The organism is Streptomyces sp. NBC_01451 (assembly GCF_036227485.1).
In the GTDB taxonomy this organism is placed as follows: domain Bacteria; phylum Actinomycetota; class Actinomycetes; order Streptomycetales; family Streptomycetaceae; genus Streptomyces.
The window spans coordinates 7,242,666-7,259,739 of sequence record NZ_CP109479.1 but is presented as its reverse complement, the minus strand read 5'-3'; the positions used below and the strand labels follow the sequence as shown (position 1 = coordinate 7,259,739).

Here is a 17,074-nt window from a genome sequence, read left to right as displayed (position 1 = left end):
GTCTCAAAACGTTACGTAGGGGATGGCGATCCCGGGCGCAATGACATGGCTCCAACGTGACGGCGCCCTGTTCGATCGCTGCCGGTACTGTTCGGCGAATGAGCTCGCTTAATCTCGACGACTTCTCCGATCTGATCGAGCGCCCCGACGGCGGTGTGCGCCGCGACGCGGAGGCGCACAGGGAGCGCCGGATCGTGCCGCCCGGGTCGCTCGGACGACTCGACGACCTGGGTGAGTGGCTGGCGGCGGCGCAGTCCTCCGTACCGGTCCGGGCGGTGGAACGGCCGCGTGTCGTGCTGTTCGCGGGGGATCACGGGATCGCCGGACAGGGTGTGTCGGCGCGCCCCGCCGGCAGTGCCGAGCGGTCCGTACGGGCCGTCCTGGACGGCTCCAGCCCCGTCGCCGTGCTCGCGCGGCGGCTCGGTGTGCCGGTGCGTGTCGTCGACATGTCGCTGGACTGCGAGCCGGACGCGCTGCCCGACGAGGTCGCGGGGCACCGGGCCCGGCGCGGCAGCGGGCGGATCGACGTCGAGGACGCGCTGACCCTTGAGGAGGCGGAGGCGGCCTTCCTGGCGGGGGTCGCCGTGGCCGACGAGGAAGCCGACTCCGGTACGGATCTGGTGGTGCTCGGCGATGTGAGCGTGGGCGGCACCACGGCCGCGTCGGTGCTGGTGGCGGCGTTGTGCGGGACGGACGCGTCCGTGGTGACCGGGCGGGGCGGGCTGCCGATCGACGACCTGGCGTGGATGCGCAAGTGCGCCGCGATCCGGGACGCGCTGCGGCGGGCCCGGCCGGTGCTCGGGGACCAGTTGCAGCTGCTGGCGACGGTGGGCGGCGCCGACCTCGCCGCGACGACCGGGTTCCTGCTGCAGAGCGCGGTGCGCAAGATGCCGGTGATCCTGGACGGCGTGGTGTCGGCCGCCTGCGCGCTGGTCGGGCAGCGGATCGCCTTCCGGGCGCCGGACTGGTGGCTCGCCGGGCACAACAGCGGGGAGCCGGCGCAGGCGAAGGCCCTGGACCGGATGGCGCTGGAGCCGCTGCTCGACCACGGGGTGACCGTGGGCGAGGGGGCCGGGGCGCTGCTGGCCCTGCCGCTGGTGCAGGCCGCGGCGGCCCTGGCGGCGGAACTGCCGGAGGCGCCTGTGGCCGCCGAGGCACCCGAGGCGGAGGACGCGAAGGAGCCGGAGGAGTCGGAGGCTCTCTGACCGCCGGCGGACATGAGGACGTGAGGACATATGGGGCATGTCGCTCAACATGCCCCATATGATCACTCTCCATGGGAGATGACCGGCTCACGCCGAACGTCCAGCGAAGTGCCAGCACCAGCGCCTCACGGCGGGCCGCCGCGTTCGCCGTCTGGTACCTGCGGGTCGTCACCTTCGTCAATCTCCTCAGCGCGGTGTGGGTCTCCTTCGGCAACGACGTACGGCGGCACAACGAGGAGAACTTCTTCACGCCGTACCTGCTGACCGCCGGCTTCGCCTCCGGTGTGTTCACGATGTTCCTGGCGATCACCATGCGGCGCCGCAAACGGGCCGCCTGGATCCTGAACGTGGTGATCGGTTCCCTGTTCCTGCTGCTGTTCGCCTTCGCCATGTTCTTCGCGGAGATCCGGCAGCACGCGCAGAACTGGATCTCGCTCGTCCTCACGGCCGCCTTCGTCGCCGCGCTCCTCGTCGGGCGGCGCGAGTTCTACGCCAAGGGCGACCGGTCCAACGCGCGGCTCGCCGCCGCCGTCGCGGTCGGCGGCCTGCTCGTCTCCTCGCTCCTCGCCGCGCTGCTCGTCACCGCCGCCAACCAGGCGCACGACAGCCACCGTTCGACGTTCCTGGAGCGCTGGAACTACGGCACGATGCGGCTGATCTCCGTCGCCGCCGACGACACGGGCTTCGCGGGTATCTCCACACCGAACTGGGTCGACGTCACCATCAACGTCATCAGTACGGTGCTGATCCTCGCCGTCTTCTACGCCGCCTTCCGCTCCCGCCGTGCCGTCGACCCGCTCACCGAGGACGACGAGGCCCGGCTGCGCGCCCTTCTCGACCGGCACGGCGACCGCGACTCCCTCGGCTACTTCGCCCTGCGCCGCGAGAAGAGCGTCGTCTGGTCCCCCACCGGCAAGGCCGCCGTCGCCTACCGCGCCCTGGGCGGGGTCTCCCTGGCCGCCGGTGACCCGATCGGCGACCCGGAGGCCTGGCCCGGCGCCATCGAACCGTGGCTCGCCGAGGCCCGCGCCCACGGCTGGATCCCGGCGGTGATGGGGGCGGGCGAGGAGGCCGGCACGGTGTACGCGCGGCACGGTCTGGACGCCCTCGAACTCGGTGACGAGGCCATCGTCGAGACCGCCGAGTTCACGCTGGAGGGGCGGGCCATGCGGACCGTCCGGCAGGCCTACAACCGGGTCGGGCGGGCCGGGTACACCGTACGCATCCGGCGCCACGCGGACATTCCGGCCGACGAGATGGCGTCCCTCCTCCAGCACGCCGACGACTGGCGGGACGGCGCCACCGAGCGCGGGTTCAGCATGGCGCTCGGGCGGCTCGGCGACCCGGACGACGGGCAGTGCGTGATGCTCGAATGCGCCGACGGTGACGGCCGGCTGAGAGCGGTGCTCTCCTTCGTGCCCTGGGGGCCGCACGGGCTCTCGCTCGACCTCATGCGGCGCGACCGTGACTCCGACAACGGGCTCATGGAGTTCATGGTGATCGAACTTCTCCGGCGCGCCCAGGAGATCGGGATCACTCAGGTCTCACTCAACTTCGCGATGTTCCGTTCCGTCTTCGAACGTGGCGGGCGCATCGGCGCGGGGCCGGTACTGAGGCTGTGGCGTTCACTGCTCAGCTTCTTCTCCCGCTGGTGGCAGATCGAGTCGCTGTACCGCGCCAACGCGAAGTACCGGCCCATCTGGGAGCCCCGGTTCCTGCTCTTCGAGAAGAGCGCGGACCTGCCGCGCATCGGCATCGCCGCGGCGCGCGCGGAGGGCTTCCTGGAGGCGCCGGGACTGCCGAAGTGGCTGCACCGCAGACACCTGGAGTCGAAGAGATGAGCACGTGGACGGGCACGCACGGATGAGGGCCGGGCGATGAGCACGGCCGCCCGCCGGGCCCGCGCCGAATGGGGGCGGCTGTACGACGCCGTACGCGGGCCCCTGCTCACGCGGCGGTGGCGGGCGGTGCCCATGACGCTCGGCGTCGTGTGCCTGACCGCGCTCGTCCAGTTCACGCAGAACCAGTCCTGGGGCCACCGCTTCGTCCAGGACGTCGGCGCCGTCCGTGCCGGGGACCCCCTCTGGCTCGCCCTGCTGCGCACCCCGCTGTCCCTCTTCGTGCCCGCCCCCGACCTGCCGGTCTGGGGCGCCCTCGCGCAGCTCCTGGTCGTCTTCGGCCTCGCCGAGATCTGCCTCGGCCGGTGGCGCACCCTCGTCATCGCGTACGTCGCCACCCTCGCCGGCACGCTCTACGCGCGCGTGGGCATCGCCCTGGGCCCGGCCGGCCTCCTCGGGCTGCCCGGCACGGACGCGCATGTCGTGGACACCGGCCCGTCGGCGGCCGTGGTGGGCCTCGCCGTGTTCCTGGGGTGGCGCCACCGGGCGTACGTGACCGCCTGTGCGGTGATCGTCGCGATGGTGGTGGAGGTGGTCCTGAAGGACAACCTCGCGGGCAAGGAACATCTGGCCGCGATCGTGGCCGTACTCGTCCTGTGCGGTGTCTCGGCGACGCGTCACGGGCGCAGGGCGGGGGCGCGGGCCGGCTGGGGGTCGGGCTTGCCGCCCAGCAGGTCCTGGACGCGGCGCCGGGGGCCGGCCCAGCGGCGGTCGTGACGGTAGGCGCGCAGGACCGAGCGGGAACGGGCGCGCGGGCGGCGGCCGTAGAAGCGTTTCGCCCAGGCGGAACCGGGGCGGGCCAGGCGGAGGGCGCCGAAGAGCGCGACGAAGGGGACGATCACGCCGAAGATCGCCGTGCGGGCCTTGCCCTTGCTCAGGGCGAGGAGGGAGAAGAGGAAGTTGACGCCGACGCTGAGCATGGCCCCGCCCCGGTTCTGGATGTCCTCGTCGCTGAGGTCGTTCACCCCGAAGGGCAGGAAGCCCAGGAGGACCAGGCCGACCAGGGCCGCCGTCAGCACCACCACCTCGACGCTCTGCCGGCCGGCCTCGGTCCAGTAGACGTCGTCGAGGTGCAGGATCAGCGCGAACTCGTCGAGCACCAGGCCGGCGCCCATCCCGAACAGCACCGCGCACAGCCCCGCACCGAACCCGCTCTGCCCGCTGGCCACGGCCCCGAACCCGCCCACGACGGTCAGCACGACACCGGGGACGACGTGATGGATGTGCATCCCGCCCGCCTTGACGTTGCCGAACGGCCCCTTGCCCGCGCGGATCATCCGGGTGACGACGCGGGTGATGAGGAACGTCAGTACGAAGGCGGCGAGCGCCAGGAGCAGCGGCAGCTTGCCCGGCTCGACGATGTTCCGCTCCAGCCAATGACCCATATATGAACTTTATCCATTTATCCGATGTCAAGGGCTGCTCGTTCGCCGCCCGAACCGCCTTGCCCTGCCCTGGGCCGCCTGCCCCCCCGCCGGGTACTCTGCGCCGGTGTCCACGCCTCCGCCCACACCTTCAGCCCCGCTCGCCCGTCTCGACGGGCTCCGGTTCGCCTTCGGCACGCTGACCGTGCTGCCGGTGCCGGTGACCCGCTGGGACCGGGACGCGGCGCGCGGCGGCATGCTGTGCGCGCCGGTGGCCGGTCTGGCCGTCGGAGTGTGTGCCGCCGGGGCCGGGCTGACGCTTCTGTTCCTGGGCTCCGGTGCGCTGCTCGCCGCCGTCGCCACGGCCGCCGTGCCCGCCGTCCTCACCCGGGGGCTGCATCTCGACGGGCTCGCGGACACCGCCGACGGGCTGGGCAGCGGCAAGCCCGCCGAGGACGCGCTGCGCGTCATGAAGCAGTCGGACATCGGCCCGTTCGGTGTGCTCGCCCTCCTGTTCGTGCTGCTGGCCCAGGTGGCCGTGCTCGCACAGGCGTACGGCGACTCGTGGGCCAGGGGCGCGCTCGCCGCCGTCGTGTCGGCGACCGCCGCCCGGCTGGCCCTCACCCTGGCCGCCCGCACCGGCGTACCGCCCGCGCGGCCCGACGGGCTGGGAGCGGCGGTCGCGGGAACGGTGCCCGTGCGCTCCGCGCTGCTGGTCGCGGCCCTGGTGACGCTCGCGGCGGCCGGCTTCGGCGCGTTCTTCGGAGCGTTCGACATCGTCCGCACCGCCTTCGCGGTCATCGTGGCCTGCGCCGCCGCCGAACGCCTCCTGCAACACTGCACGCGCCGCTTCGGCGGGATCACCGGCGATGTGTTCGGCGGCCTCGCGGAGACGGCGGCGACAGCGGCGCTGGTCGTGCTGTCGCTGCGCTGAGCCGTGCGGTCGCCGGGCCGCTCGGCCGTCGGCCGCTCAGCCCACGGGCACGGCGTGGGGCAGGGTGCCCCAGGGGTGGTCTCCGGTGCCGGGCACCGCGCAGTGCAGGTCGGCGCCCCGGGTCCTGGCCTCCGTTTCGAGGTCGGCGTCCACCGGGACGCCGTAGACGAGGTGGCACAGGCGTGTCCCCGGGGTGCTCAGGGGGTGGGGGCGCTGGGCGCGGTACGTGTCCCAGGTGCCCTCGAAGGTCACCAGGACGTCGGCGATCCTGGCGTACGAGGGGTGCGGCGGGACACCGTGGTTGAGGACGAGGGTGCGCAGGCCGGTGCCCCAGGCCGCCGACGCCAGGCGCCGGTAGTGGTCGAGCCGGTCCGGTTCCGAGGTGACCTGGTCGAGGAAGGCGCCGTCCGCGCCGTACCAGTCGTGGTGGCGAACCAGGTCGCGGATGACGGCGGTGACCGGTCGGCGGGCGTAGTCGGTGTCGGCGTACCCGAGCACCCGTACGCCCTCGGCGCGCAGTCGGGCGGCGATTTCGGCGAACGCCGGATCGGGGTGGTCGCCGGGGCCGTTGTCCGGGTTCAGGACCACCCCGTACAGGCCGGGCGCGGCGGCGAGTATCGCCTCCCATTCGGCGGGGCGGACGGACGGGTGCTCGTAGTACGGGACCAGGAGACTGCTCGGGCTCATGTGGGGGTTGTTGTCCGTTCCGTTCGGCTGGGGTTCCTGGGGTGCCTGGGGTGCCTGGGGCTCAGCGGTGGGCGGTCGCCCTGCCGAGGAGGCCGCCGACCAGGGCCGCCTGGACGCCGGCGGCCGTCCCGTACACGGTCAGGCCCACCCAGGGCGGGCTGCCCGCGTGGGTCGCCAGGGCCAGGGTCTGGGCGAGGGCGGCGAGACAGCAGACCGCTGCCGCGCCGATGACGGCGCCGACGGACTGCAGCAGCAGACCCGTCCAGAGGACCACGCCGAGGAGGAGCAGGCCGGCGAGTCCGACGCCTCCCACGCCTTGAGCGTGCGGCCAGAGGGCCGAGACGGCGAGGCTGAGGACGAGGAGGGTGGCGAGGTAGGCGCTGAGGCACTCGATGAGGGTGACGGCCGCGGTGCGCCAGAAGTCCTTCGACGTGCTGGTGGAGCGCAGTCCGGCGAGGCTGTTGCTGCGGAAACGGTGCAGGAGCCATTCGGCGGGGCCCATGCTCAACGTCAGCGCGACGGCTGCGGGGGCTCCGCCCAGGGCCGCGTAGAGGACCAGGACGCCGCTGCCGAGGCCGAACAGGGCGTACGGGAGGGAGCCTGCGAGTCGGGGGGCCGTTGTGGTCAGTCGGCTGCGGCTCCATCGTGGCTGGTCGCGCCCACGCGGCGGTAGCCGCAAACCAAGTACAGCCCCGCGCCCCTTGGGTCCGATGCGGTCGGGCGCGACTTCCAGTAGCCCCAGGATCACCACCGCCGCCAGGGAGCCCAGCAGAAGGACCAGTCGCCAGGTGTCGGGCACGGGTCGGATCATCGTCAGGACCGCGCCCGCCGCCATCGGCGACAAGGCGGCGAGCAGGGTGCGTTCGCGGCCCAGGACCAGTAGGGCGGTTGCTGCGGCGAGGTAGCAGGACTGGGCCGCGGCGAAGACGATCGCGCCGGTGCTCGCCGTGCCGATGGCGACGAGGGCCACCAGGGAGCCGAGAAGTGCCCCGACGGGGGCGCCGAGCAGGAGGGAGCGGCGAGCCGCCGGTCGGTCGCCCAGGCTGAGCCAGGAGTACGCGCGGTGGGCCAGGCCCTGGTTCCAGGTCCAGCCGACCAGGGCGCCGGCGAGGAGCGGGATCGTGCCGGCCGGGAGGCCGAAGCCGTCACGCGGGCCGGCCAGGAACGGGGCCCCGAGGACGTATCCGAGGCCGGGGAGGGCGAAGACGACGCCTCTCAGGAGGCAGCCCAACAGGCTTGTCCGCCAAGGGTCGTGGGCCGGGCCCTCGGGTTCGGGACAGCGGCGCTCGACCCGTTCGTACAACTCCTCGGCGAGCGCGAAGGAGTTCTTGACGCCGTACCGCTCGCGTATCTGGTCGTCCGACAGGCCGTCGGACTCCAGGAGGGCGGCTATCTCGTCCGGGTGGACGGCGGCGGCTATGAAGTCGTCGAGCCGGGCCGCGAGTTGGTCCACGGGGTCGGGCTCCGCCCAGCTGGGGGCGATGCGCTGGCGGGGAATGGCGGGGAGCGTGCCGGGGCCCGCTCCGGGCGGCATCCAGATGCTTCCGCTCACCAGCCGGCTCCTTCCGTCGCGACGGCTTCGTACCAGGGGTCGCGCAGTTCGAGGGTCCAGTCGGCGACGGTCTCCAGGGTGGGTTCGTACACCTCGGGCCGGCCCGCGAGTTCCTGGTAGATCGTCCGGAAGGCGTCCACGGAACGGCGGAGCGTGAAGCGGTCGATCACTCGCTGACGGGCCAACTGGCCCAGTTTCAGGCGCCGTTCGTCGTCCCGGAGCAGGGTCAGTGCGGCGGCGGCCATCTTCTCCGGTTCGCGCGGCGGGACCACGAGGCCGGTGTCGCCGACGGCCTCGCTCACTCCGCCGACGTCCGTCGAGACCGTCGTACGGCCGCAGGACATCGCCTCGATGATGGAGAACGGGAAGCCTTCGGAGATGGACGACAGCATGACGATGTGACCGGCCGCGTAGGCGCGCCAGACCTCGGTGATACGGCCCTCGAAGGTCAGTCCGTCGGTGACGCCGAGTTCGGCGGCGAGCTTCTCCAGGCGGGTCCGGTAGGCCTCGCCGCCCGCCGGTACCGGGCCGAACAACCGCAGTCTGGTTTCCGGGAGTTCGGCACGGACCATGGCGTAGGCGTGGAGCAGTGTCTCCAGGTCCTTGATGGGGTCGACGCGTCCGCACCAGGTGAGGGTGGGGACCTCGGGCTCGGGACCGGCGTGCGGGAAGGCGTGCGGGTCGACGCCGTTGTAGACCGTGCGGATCTTGTCGCTGTCGGCGCCGCCGCGCTCCTCCCAGCGGCGGTTGTACTGGTTGCAGGGGGTGATGAGGTCGGCCTCGCGGTAGCCGAGGGAGTTCAGCTCGCGGTAGAAGCCGAGCATGAACGCCTTGACGGGCCAGCGCTGTTCACCGCTGCGGTAGCCGAGGTAGCGCTCGCGCAGATAGATGCCGTGCTCGGTGAGGAGGAACGGCACACCGTCCAGCTTGTGCGCGGCGAGCGCGGGCAGGGTGGCGAGACCGCTGCTGACCGCGTGGGCCACCGAGTCCTCGGGGATGCGGGTGCCCAGCGGCCGAAGCGCGTGCTCCAGCAGGTCGGTTGCCGTCAGGGCGTCGTGAACCGTCGGGCGCGCGTCGGCCGTCGGCAGATGCGGCATCGTCCATATCCAGATCAGCGAGCGCAGCGCCGACTCGGTGCGCAGGGCCGCCGACAGGCGTCCGTCGCGGGCGAGTTCGGCGAGTTCGTAGAGGGCCTCACCGAAGTCGCAGGGCGCCGCCGGGTCCAGGAAGGACAGCAGGAAACGCTCGTAGGAGTCGATGAATCGGCGGCGGGACCGGCCCAGCGGCGCTCTCGCGCGACCGGGTCGCGGTCCCCAGGTCGGCACGGAGGTGTGCCGGTAGACGTTGGGCGGCAGCTCCCAGGCGACGGGTTCGCGACCGCTGCCGGTGAGCGAGACTATGTGGAAGTCGACCTCCGGCATGCCCTTGACGAGCTGGTCGCACCAGGTGCTTACCCCTCCGTGGACGTGCGGGTAGGTGCCTTCGGTGAGCATGGTGACGTGACGGCCTGTGCGGAGCACTGCGTTGCTCTCCCCTGATACGGATTCCGTGGGGGAACTGCGGACCGATGCCGACCGCGGGTGCGTCGTGGCGGGTCACGCAGTTCCCCGCGCCCCTTCGGGGGCGCTGCCCTTCAGGGCGCTGCTCTACGGCAGGTTGAGCTTCAGCGCGGACTGCAGTAGGTCCGGTGTGGTCCAGGCCGATCGCCTGCCCGCGTAGGGCGTGCCGAATGCCGTGGTACCCAGCAGGAGTTCCTTGGTGGTGCCCGTCGGGGCGGTGACCGGGATCTGGATGCCGGACGGGGCGGTGACCGTGACCGTCCTGCCGACGCGGTACGCCGTGACCGTGCCGTTGGCGACAGCGGCCTTCCATGCGGCGCGGCGCTGGAGTTCGGTGCCGATGGCGCTCTGGCGGGGGTTCTCCAGCGGGGTGTTGTCGGCGAACAGTGCCCGGTAGTCGGCGAGGACCTTGTCCAGCACCGGGTACAGGGTGCGGTCCTCGGCCAGGTTGGACTGGTGCGCGTAGTGCGGACGCGGGTCGCCCGAGATGGCGTGCCCGAGTGCGGTGCGGGCCTCCTGCGGGACGATGTACGACAGATAGCCGGTGGCGGTGTCCAGCGGCTCGTCGAGGCAGGTGGACGTGGGGTTGTTCTCGCAGATGCCGCTGCCGCCGTCGGCCGCCGAGGCGTAGATCCAGTTGTACTCGTCGGCCATCTCGGCCTTCGTGCCCGTGTTGTAGTACACGTTCATCGGATAGCGCGGCACGGTCAGTGTGCTGCTTCCCGCCGAACGCTGCTGCGGCTCGCGGGAGTTGTCGGAAGCGGTCCACCGGATGCCGTTGTCGGCGAGGGCGCCCGCGAGGTTCGGGTTGTCGTCGGGCTGCTGCGGCAGCGTCTTGAGGCCCGAGTGCTCACCGGTCACCAGCTCTCCGCGCTCGGTGGAAAGACCGTGCGTGAGGCCCCAGTTGTAGTTGCTCGCGATCTCCGCCGAGATGTCGGCGCGGCTCATGTACCGGGTGGAGCCGTCCGCGTTCCTCGCGCAGCTCCAGGGCACGGTGGAGGTGTCCTGCACACAGCCCAGGTACTGGTGGGTGTAGGTGTGGTTCACCCAGCGGTACTTGGCCCTGTCGGCGAGGAGCTGGTCGGCGAGGGCGTCCGTGCCGCCGTTCTCGCTCTTCCACTCCTCCCCGGAACCGGCGTTGTAGACCATGTCGAGCGTGAAGCCGCTGCTCTGCTGCCACTGGGCCGCGTGGACCGCGTCGGCCGCCGTCATCCGGATCGGGGTGGCGCCCTCGCCGTCGCCGCCCACGCAGTCGAAGTCGCCGGGCGTGCAGTTGCGTTCGGTGTCCCAGCGGCTGTCGGGCGCGAAGACGTCGTCGACGTGCACGGAGAAGGAGTTCCGGCTCTGCCCGAGGTGGATTCCCTGGGTCAGCCACTCCACGATGCCCCGGGCCAGTACCCGGAACTGCTGCTGGTACGCGTTGTAGGCGAAGGTCACGACGAGTTCGCGGCGCCCGTCGTGCGTGTACTCGCCGATCAGGCTGCCGCGGCCGGCCCCGCCGGGCACCGCGGTGTCGACGTAGCTGGTGAAGCCCGCCCGAGGTGTGGCGACGAAGCCGTAACTCTCCTGCACGGAGGCCGAGTTGTCCTCGAACGTGAGCGGGCCGTCGAGATAGCCGAAGTACCCCGCCCGGCCCGCGTCGGTGACCGCGGCGGCCTGCCCGTCGAGGGTGCCGGAGTAGGAGCTGTAGTCGAGGCCGACCTCCGGGTGCGCCCAGGTGTAGGCGTCGACCTGCGGGATGCCGTACGTCGTCTCGTAGGCCTCCAGGGCGGTCTGCTCGGCGGAACCCGTCCCGAACGGGGCCTCGTTGGGCAGCACCACGCCCTGGAACCTGGCCCGGGGGGTGCCGTTCACCGTGTCGCTCAGGAACGCGGTGTCGATCGTCGGGCGGTTCGCGTCGTTCAGGTCGACGGTCGTGTACGGGATGCCCGTGTCCGCGAGTTCGGCCGTGATGGCGTCGACCGGGCTGTCGCCGTTGTCCACGACGAGGACCCTCAGGTCGACGCGCGGCTCCGCGGCGGCTGCCGCGCCGGGCGCTCCCAGCCCCAGTGCCAGCAGTCCGGCAGCCGTCAGCAAAGCGGCCGCGTCTCGGGAAAATTTCCGTCCGGGCGCTATCTGCGCCATGTTCGCCCCTCCCCCAACCAGTCCACCTCGGTGGTCAATTCCGAGGGGATCCGTGGAAATGATGCATAAGCAGTGACAGAACCGCTTACCAGAACTTGACGAGTGTGACTCAGGTCACCGGAAGTGAGGGGTGGGAATTGACCATGAGGCCCCGGCCAGGTGAACGCTCGCAGGAATGAGCGAACCCGGCCACCGAGCGTAGGCTCGTGCCGGGTGTACCGACCCTGGTACGGACCGGCCCCCAGGGCCGGACTTAGGGTCTCTTGTCGGGCCTGGCCGACCCATTCCACTCGGCCACAGAAGTTTTCAGACGGAAGCGAGATTTCACCACCGTGACTGCTCTCACTCTCAGCACCGCCGCGGCGCCCGGCCTTCGGGCCGACGCGATCGTCGTCGGTGTCGCCAAGGGCGGCAAGGGCCCCGTCGTCGCACCGGGCGCCGAGGCCGTGGACAAGGCGTACGACGGCAAGCTCGCCGACGTCCTGGGGACTCTCGGCGCCTCGGGTGCCGAGGGCGAGGTGACCAAGCTGCCCGCCCCGGCCGGCTTCAAGGCACCCGTCGTCGTGGCCGTGGGCCTGGGCGCGCTGCCCGAGGAGGACGAGGCCTTCGGCGCCGAGTCGCTGCGCCGGGCCGCCGGTGTGGCCGCCCGTACCCTCGCCGGCGCGAAGAAGGCCGCCTTCGCCCTGCCGATCGAGGACGCCGCCGACGCCGGCGCGATCGGCGAGGGCGCGCTGCTCGGGGCGTACACCTTCGACGCGTACAAAGAGATCGGCAAGGACACCAAGAACGGCAAGGCGCCCCTCGCCGAGGTCACCCTGCTCGGCGGCAAGCCCCGCGACGCCGCGTACAAGGCCGCCGTCGCCCGCGCCACCGCGGTGTCCGAGGAGCTCAACCGCGCCCGCGACCTGATCAACACCCCGCCGAACGATCTCAACCCGGAGGCCTTCGCCGCCGTCGCGCAGACCGCGGCCGAGGAGCACGGCATCAAGGTGCAGGTGCTCGACGTGAAGGCGCTGGAGAAGGGCGGCTACGGCGGCATCCTCGGTGTCGGCGCCGGCTCCGCCTCCGGTCCCCGGCTGGTGAAGCTGACGTACACGCACGAGGCGGCGAGCAAGCACCTCGCCTTCGTGGGCAAGGGCATCACCTACGACTCGGGCGGCATCTCGCTCAAGCCCGCCGGGCACAACGAGACGATGAAGTGCGACATGAGCGGTGCGGCGGCGGTCTTCGCCGCGGTCGTCGCCGCCGCACGGCTCGGCCTCCAGGTCAACGTCACCGGCTGGCTGGCGCTCGCCGAGAACATGCCGTCCGGTTCCGCCACCCGTCCCGGTGACGTGCTGCGCATGTACAGCGGCAAGACCGTCGAGGTCCTCAACACCGACGCCGAGGGCCGTCTCGTCCTCGCGGACGCCCTGTGGGCCGCGTCGGCGGAGAAGCCGGACGCGATCGTCGACGTGGCGACCCTGACCGGCGCGATGATGCTGGCGCTGGGCAACCGGACGTACGGGATCATGGCGAACGACGACGCGTTCCGCTCCGCGGTGCACGAGGCCGCCGAGGAGGTCGGGGAGCCGGCGTGGCCGATGCCGCTGCCGGACCACCTGAAGAAGGGGATGGAGTCCCCCACCGCCGACATCGCGAACATGGGCGAGCGGTACGGCGGCGGGCTGGTCGCCGGCCTGTTCCTGAGGGAGTTCGTGGGTGAGGGGATCACCTGGGCGCACCTCGACATCGCGGGACCGGCGTTCAACGAGGGCGGGCCGTTCGGGTACACGCCCAAGGGCGGCACCGGGACGGCCGTACGGACACTTGTCCGGCTGGCCGAGCTGACCGCTGTCGGCGATCTGGGCTGAAGGTGCTTTTGGTGACGGGACCTCGCGTGCGGGTAGTGCCGAGGTCCCGTCACGCCTGTCGGCTCGGTCCTGCGCGTCGTATTGCGGGTGCGGGTCGTGTGCGGCTGGTCGCGCCCGCGCGGCGGTAGCCGCAAATCCCGTACAGCCCCGCACCCCTGCCGGGTGGGGCGTCTCTCACAGTCACCCGGCGTCTCGTCCACGCCCGACAAGTGCGAAGATGGGGCTCGGCAGGATAGGGCCCCCACCACAGGGCCGAAGAAAGACGGCCGGACACCAGCCGCCGCCCGGTCATTGACGACCGGCGTACGGCGCAATGCATGGAGGACGTGACGTGGCGAACGACGCCAGCACCGTTTTCGACCTAGTGATCCTCGGCGGTGGCAGTGGCGGTTACGCCGCGGCCCTGCGCGGGGCCCAGCTGGGGCTTGACGTCGCCCTGATCGAGAAGGACAAGGTCGGCGGCACCTGCCTGCACCGGGGATGCATCCCCACCAAGGCCCTGCTCCACGCGGGCGAGATCGCCGACCAGGCCCGCGAGAGCGAGCAGTTCGGCGTGAAGGCCACCTTCGAGGGCATCGACGTCCCGGCGGTCCACAAGTACAAGGACGACGTCATCGCCGGCCTGTACAAGGGACTCCAGGGCCTCGTCGCCTCCCGCAAGGTCACCTACATCGAGGGTGAGGGACGGCTCTCCTCCCCCACCTCCGTCGACGTGAACGGGCAGCGGATCCAGGGCCGCCACGTCCTGCTGGCGACCGGCTCCGTGCCGAAGTCGCTGCCGGGCCTGGAGATCGACGGCAACCGGATCATCTCCTCGGACCACGCCCTCGTCCTGGACCGGGTGCCGCAGTCGGCGATCGTCCTCGGCGGCGGCGTCATCGGCGTCGAGTTCGCGTCCGCGTGGAAGTCCTTCGGTACGGACGTCACGATCATCGAGGGCCTCAAGCACCTGGCCCCCCTTGAGGACGAGAACTCCTCCAAGCTTCTTGAGCGCGCGTTCCGCAAGCGCGGCATCAAGTTCAACCTGGGCACCTTCTTCTCGAAGGCCGAGTACACCGCGAACGGCGTCAAGGTCACCCTTGCCGACGGCAAGGAGTTCGAGGCCGAGGTGCTGCTCGTCGCCGTCGGCCGCGGCCCGGTCTCGGCCGGTCTCGGCTACGAGGAGCAGGGCGTCGCGATGGACCGCGGCTACGTCCTGGTCGACGAGTACATGCGGACGAACGTCCCGACCGTCTCCGCCGTCGGTGACCTGGTCCCGACGCTCCAGCTCGCGCACGTCGGCTTCGCCGAGGGCATCCTGGTGGCGGAGCGTCTGGCCGGTCTCAAGGCCGTTCCGATCGACTACGACGGCGTGCCCCGGGTGACGTACTGCCACCCCGAGGTCGCCTCCGTGGGCATCACCGAGGCCAAGGCCAAGGAGATCTACGGTGCGGACAAGGTCGTCGCTCTGAAGTACAGCCTCGCGGGCAACGGCAAGAGCAAGATCCTCAAGACCGCGGGCGAGATCAAGCTCGTCCAGGTCAAGGACGGTGCCGTGGTCGGCGTCCACATGGTCGGCGACCGCATGGGCGAGCAGGTCGGCGAAGCCCAGCTGATCTACAACTGGGAGGCGCTGCCCGCCGAGGTCGCGCAGCTCATCCACGCCCACCCGACGCAGAGCGAGGCGCTCGGCGAGGCCCACCTGGCCCTGGCCGGCAAGCCGCTGCACGCCCACGACTGATCCCTCGGTCGACGGACGACGACACAGACTTCCGCAATTCGTAAGGAGCAACCGAAACCATGGCGGTTTCCGTAACCCTTCCGGCGCTCGGTGAGAGCGTCACCGAGGGCACTGTCACCCGCTGGCTGAAGGCCGAGGGCGAGCGCGTCGAGGCCGACGAGCCGCTGCTGGAGGTGTCGACCGACAAGGTCGACACCGAGATCCCCTCGCCCGTCTCCGGCATCCTCGCCTCCATCAAGGTGGCCGAGGACGAGACCGTTGAGGTCGGCGCCGAGCTGGCCCTCATCGACGACGGCAGCGGCGCCCCCGCTGCCGCCCCGGCCCCGGCCGCCGAGCCCGTCGCGGCTCCGGCTGCCGCCGCCCCGGCCCCCGTGGCCGAGGCTCCGGCCGCCCCCGCCCCCGCGGCCCCGGCTCCCGTGGCGGCCCCCGCCGCCCCTGCCGGTGGCGCCAGTGGCACCGACGTCACCCTCCCGGCGCTCGGTGAGAGCGTCACCGAGGGCACCGTCACCCGCTGGCTGAAGTCGGTCGGCGACAGCGTCGAGGCCGACGAGCCGCTGCTTGAGGTGTCGACCGACAAGGTCGACACCGAGATCCCCTCGCCCGTCTCCGGTGTGCTTCTGGAGATCGTGGTCGGCGAGGACGAGACCGCCGAGGTCGGCGCCAAGCTGGCCGTGATCGGCGCTGCCGGTGCCGCTCCGGCGGCTGCTCCGGCCCCGGCCGCCCCGGCTCCGGCCCCGGCCGCCCCGGCTCCGGCGCCCGCCGCCGCTGCCCCGGCGCCCGCTCCGGTGGCCCCGGCCGCGCCCGTCGCGCCCCCGGCCCCCGTGGCTCCGACCCCCGCGCCGGCTCCGGTCGAGGCCGCGGCTCCGGTCGCTCCCCCGGCGCCCGCGCCGGCCGCCCCGGCCGCACCTGCGGCTGCCGTGCCTGCCGCGGGCTCTGCCGCCGGCTCCCGTGACGACGGCGCCTACGTCACCCCGCTGGTGCGCAAGCTCGCCGCCGAGAACGGCGTCGACCTGGGCTCCGTCAAGGGCACCGGTGTCGGCGGTCGCATCCGCAAGCAGGACGTCCTGGCCGCCGCCGAGGCCGCGAAGGCCGCCGCTGCCGCTCCGGCGCCCGCCGCTGCCGCCGCCGCCCCGGCCGCCTCCGCGGCGCGCAAGACCCCCGTCCTGGAGGTCTCGCCGCTGCGTGGCCAGACGGTCAAGATGACCCGCATCCGCAAGGTCATCGGCGACAACATGGTCAAGGCGCTGCGCGAGCAGGCGCAGCTGTCCTCGGTCGTCGAGGTCGACATCACCCGGCTGATGAAGCTCCGCGCGCAGGCGAAGGACTCCTTCGCGGCCCGTGAGGGCGTCAAGCTCTCCCCGATGCCGTTCTTCGTGAAGGCGGCGGCCCAGGCGCTGAAGGCCTACCCGGTCATCAACGCCCGGATCAACGAGGCCGAGGGCACGATCACCTACTTCGACACCGAGAGCATCGGTATCGCGGTGGACTCCGAGAAGGGCCTGATGACCCCGGTCATCAAGCACGCGGGCGACCTCAACATCGCCGGTATCTCCAAGGCCACGGCCGAGCTCGCGGGCAAGGTCCGGGCCAACAAGATCACCCCGGACGAGCTGTCCGGCGCGACCTTCACGATCTCCAACACCGGCTCGCGCGGCGCGCTCTTCGACACGATCATCGTGCCGCCGAACCAGGTGGCGATCCTGGGCATCGGCGCGACGGTCAAGCGCCCGGCGGTCATCGAGACGGAGGAGGGCACGGTCATCGGCGTACGCGACATGACGTACCTGACCCTGTCCTACGACCACCGTCTGGTCGACGGCGCCGACGCGGCCCGTTACCTGACGGCCGTCAAGGCGATCCTGGAGGCGGGCGAGTTCGAGGTCGAGCTCGGCCTGTAACCAGCCGCCCGCCGCCTGGCGAGTACGTGTACGACGGTGCCCCGTCCGGAGTCCTCCGGACGGGGCACCGTCGTTTCCGCAACCCCTGCCGAGGCGGACCGACACAGGCCCCCGCCACCGCACTTTCCGGCCAACTGGCTCGTTTTAATTGATCAGATTCCCCGGACACACAGCAGACGAAAAGCGAAAGGATTGGTTCCCCTCAGAGAACGAATAAGAACTCGTACCCCTCACGTTTCTTTTGAATTCACCTTGCTCTTGGCCGGAAGCAGCCCATACG

12 protein-coding genes are annotated in these 17,074 nt (G+C 71.6%); 7 read left to right on the top strand and 5 right to left on the bottom strand.

The annotated features are described in order from the left end of the window. Positions 1 to 98: 98 nt before the first annotated feature. From cobT to OG595_RS31895, 3 genes are all read left to right on the top strand, one after another. The gene (gene cobT, locus OG595_RS31905; protein WP_329278011.1) at positions 99 to 1,205 is read left to right on the top strand and encodes a nicotinate-nucleotide--dimethylbenzimidazole phosphoribosyltransferase; all 1,107 of its coding nucleotides are present in this window, start codon (positions 99 to 101) and stop codon (positions 1,203 to 1,205) included. Positions 1,206 to 1,276: 71 nt separating this feature from the next. Beyond that, on the top strand, positions 1,277 to 3,046 hold the full coding sequence (locus tag OG595_RS31900; protein ID WP_329278009.1) for a phosphatidylglycerol lysyltransferase domain-containing protein: 1,770 nt from the start codon (positions 1,277 to 1,279) through the stop codon (positions 3,044 to 3,046). A 36-nt stretch (positions 3,047 to 3,082) separates the two neighbouring features. Beyond that, positions 3,083 to 3,820 (top strand): hypothetical protein, encoded by a 738-nt coding sequence (locus OG595_RS31895; RefSeq protein WP_329278007.1) that lies wholly within the window; start codon positions 3,083 to 3,085, stop codon positions 3,818 to 3,820. Here OG595_RS31895 and OG595_RS31890 read toward each other — a convergent pair. Further along, positions 3,721 to 4,488, bottom strand: a complete 768-nt coding sequence (locus OG595_RS31890; protein WP_329278006.1) for a hypothetical protein — start codon at positions 4,486 to 4,488, stop codon at positions 3,721 to 3,723. The two genes, OG595_RS31895 and OG595_RS31890, sit on opposite strands and share 100 nt — an antisense overlap. A 106-nt stretch (positions 4,489 to 4,594) precedes the next feature. Between OG595_RS31890 and OG595_RS31885 the strand changes: the two genes are divergently transcribed. Then, positions 4,595 to 5,401: an adenosylcobinamide-GDP ribazoletransferase gene (locus tag OG595_RS31885; RefSeq protein ID WP_329278005.1), complete on the top strand. Its 807-nt coding sequence runs from the start codon at positions 4,595 to 4,597 to the stop codon at positions 5,399 to 5,401. A gap of 36 nt (positions 5,402 to 5,437) precedes the next feature. Here the strand turns inward: OG595_RS31885 and OG595_RS31880 are convergent, their stop codons facing one another. The 4 genes from OG595_RS31880 to OG595_RS31865 all read right to left on the bottom strand — a co-directional run bounded on the left by OG595_RS31880 (position 5,438) and on the right by OG595_RS31865 (position 11,323). Continuing rightward, positions 5,438 to 6,088, bottom strand: a complete 651-nt coding sequence (locus OG595_RS31880; protein ID WP_329278002.1) for a spherulation-specific family 4 protein — start codon at positions 6,086 to 6,088, stop codon at positions 5,438 to 5,440. A gap of 61 nt (positions 6,089 to 6,149) precedes the next feature. Beyond that, positions 6,150 to 7,640, bottom strand: a complete 1,491-nt coding sequence (locus OG595_RS31875; RefSeq protein WP_329278000.1) for a hypothetical protein — start codon at positions 7,638 to 7,640, stop codon at positions 6,150 to 6,152. Then, positions 7,637 to 9,160, bottom strand: coding sequence for a GT4 family glycosyltransferase PelF (pelF, locus tag OG595_RS31870; protein ID WP_329277998.1), 1,524 nt, complete (start codon positions 9,158 to 9,160; stop codon positions 7,637 to 7,639). The genes OG595_RS31875 and pelF overlap by 4 nt, the downstream gene beginning before the upstream one ends. Positions 9,161 to 9,286: 126 nt before the next feature. Then, positions 9,287 to 11,323, bottom strand: a complete 2,037-nt coding sequence (locus OG595_RS31865; RefSeq protein ID WP_329277996.1) for a hypothetical protein — start codon at positions 11,321 to 11,323, stop codon at positions 9,287 to 9,289. Between the two features lie 332 nt (positions 11,324 to 11,655). On the opposite strand from OG595_RS31865, the gene OG595_RS31860 reads away from it, so the two are divergent. From OG595_RS31860 to sucB, 3 genes are all read left to right on the top strand, one after another. Continuing rightward, on the top strand, positions 11,656 to 13,176 hold the full coding sequence (locus OG595_RS31860; RefSeq protein WP_329277994.1) for a leucyl aminopeptidase: 1,521 nt from the start codon (positions 11,656 to 11,658) through the stop codon (positions 13,174 to 13,176). Positions 13,177 to 13,507: 331 nt separating this feature from the next. Next, complete coding sequence (lpdA, locus tag OG595_RS31855; RefSeq protein ID WP_329277992.1) at positions 13,508 to 14,896, top strand: dihydrolipoyl dehydrogenase; 1,389 nt, start codon at positions 13,508 to 13,510, stop codon at positions 14,894 to 14,896. A 59-nt stretch (positions 14,897 to 14,955) separates the two neighbouring features. Continuing rightward, positions 14,956 to 16,794, top strand: a complete 1,839-nt coding sequence (gene sucB, locus OG595_RS31850; protein ID WP_329277990.1) for a 2-oxoglutarate dehydrogenase, E2 component, dihydrolipoamide succinyltransferase — start codon at positions 14,956 to 14,958, stop codon at positions 16,792 to 16,794. The last annotated feature ends 280 nt before the right edge of the window (positions 16,795 to 17,074 follow it).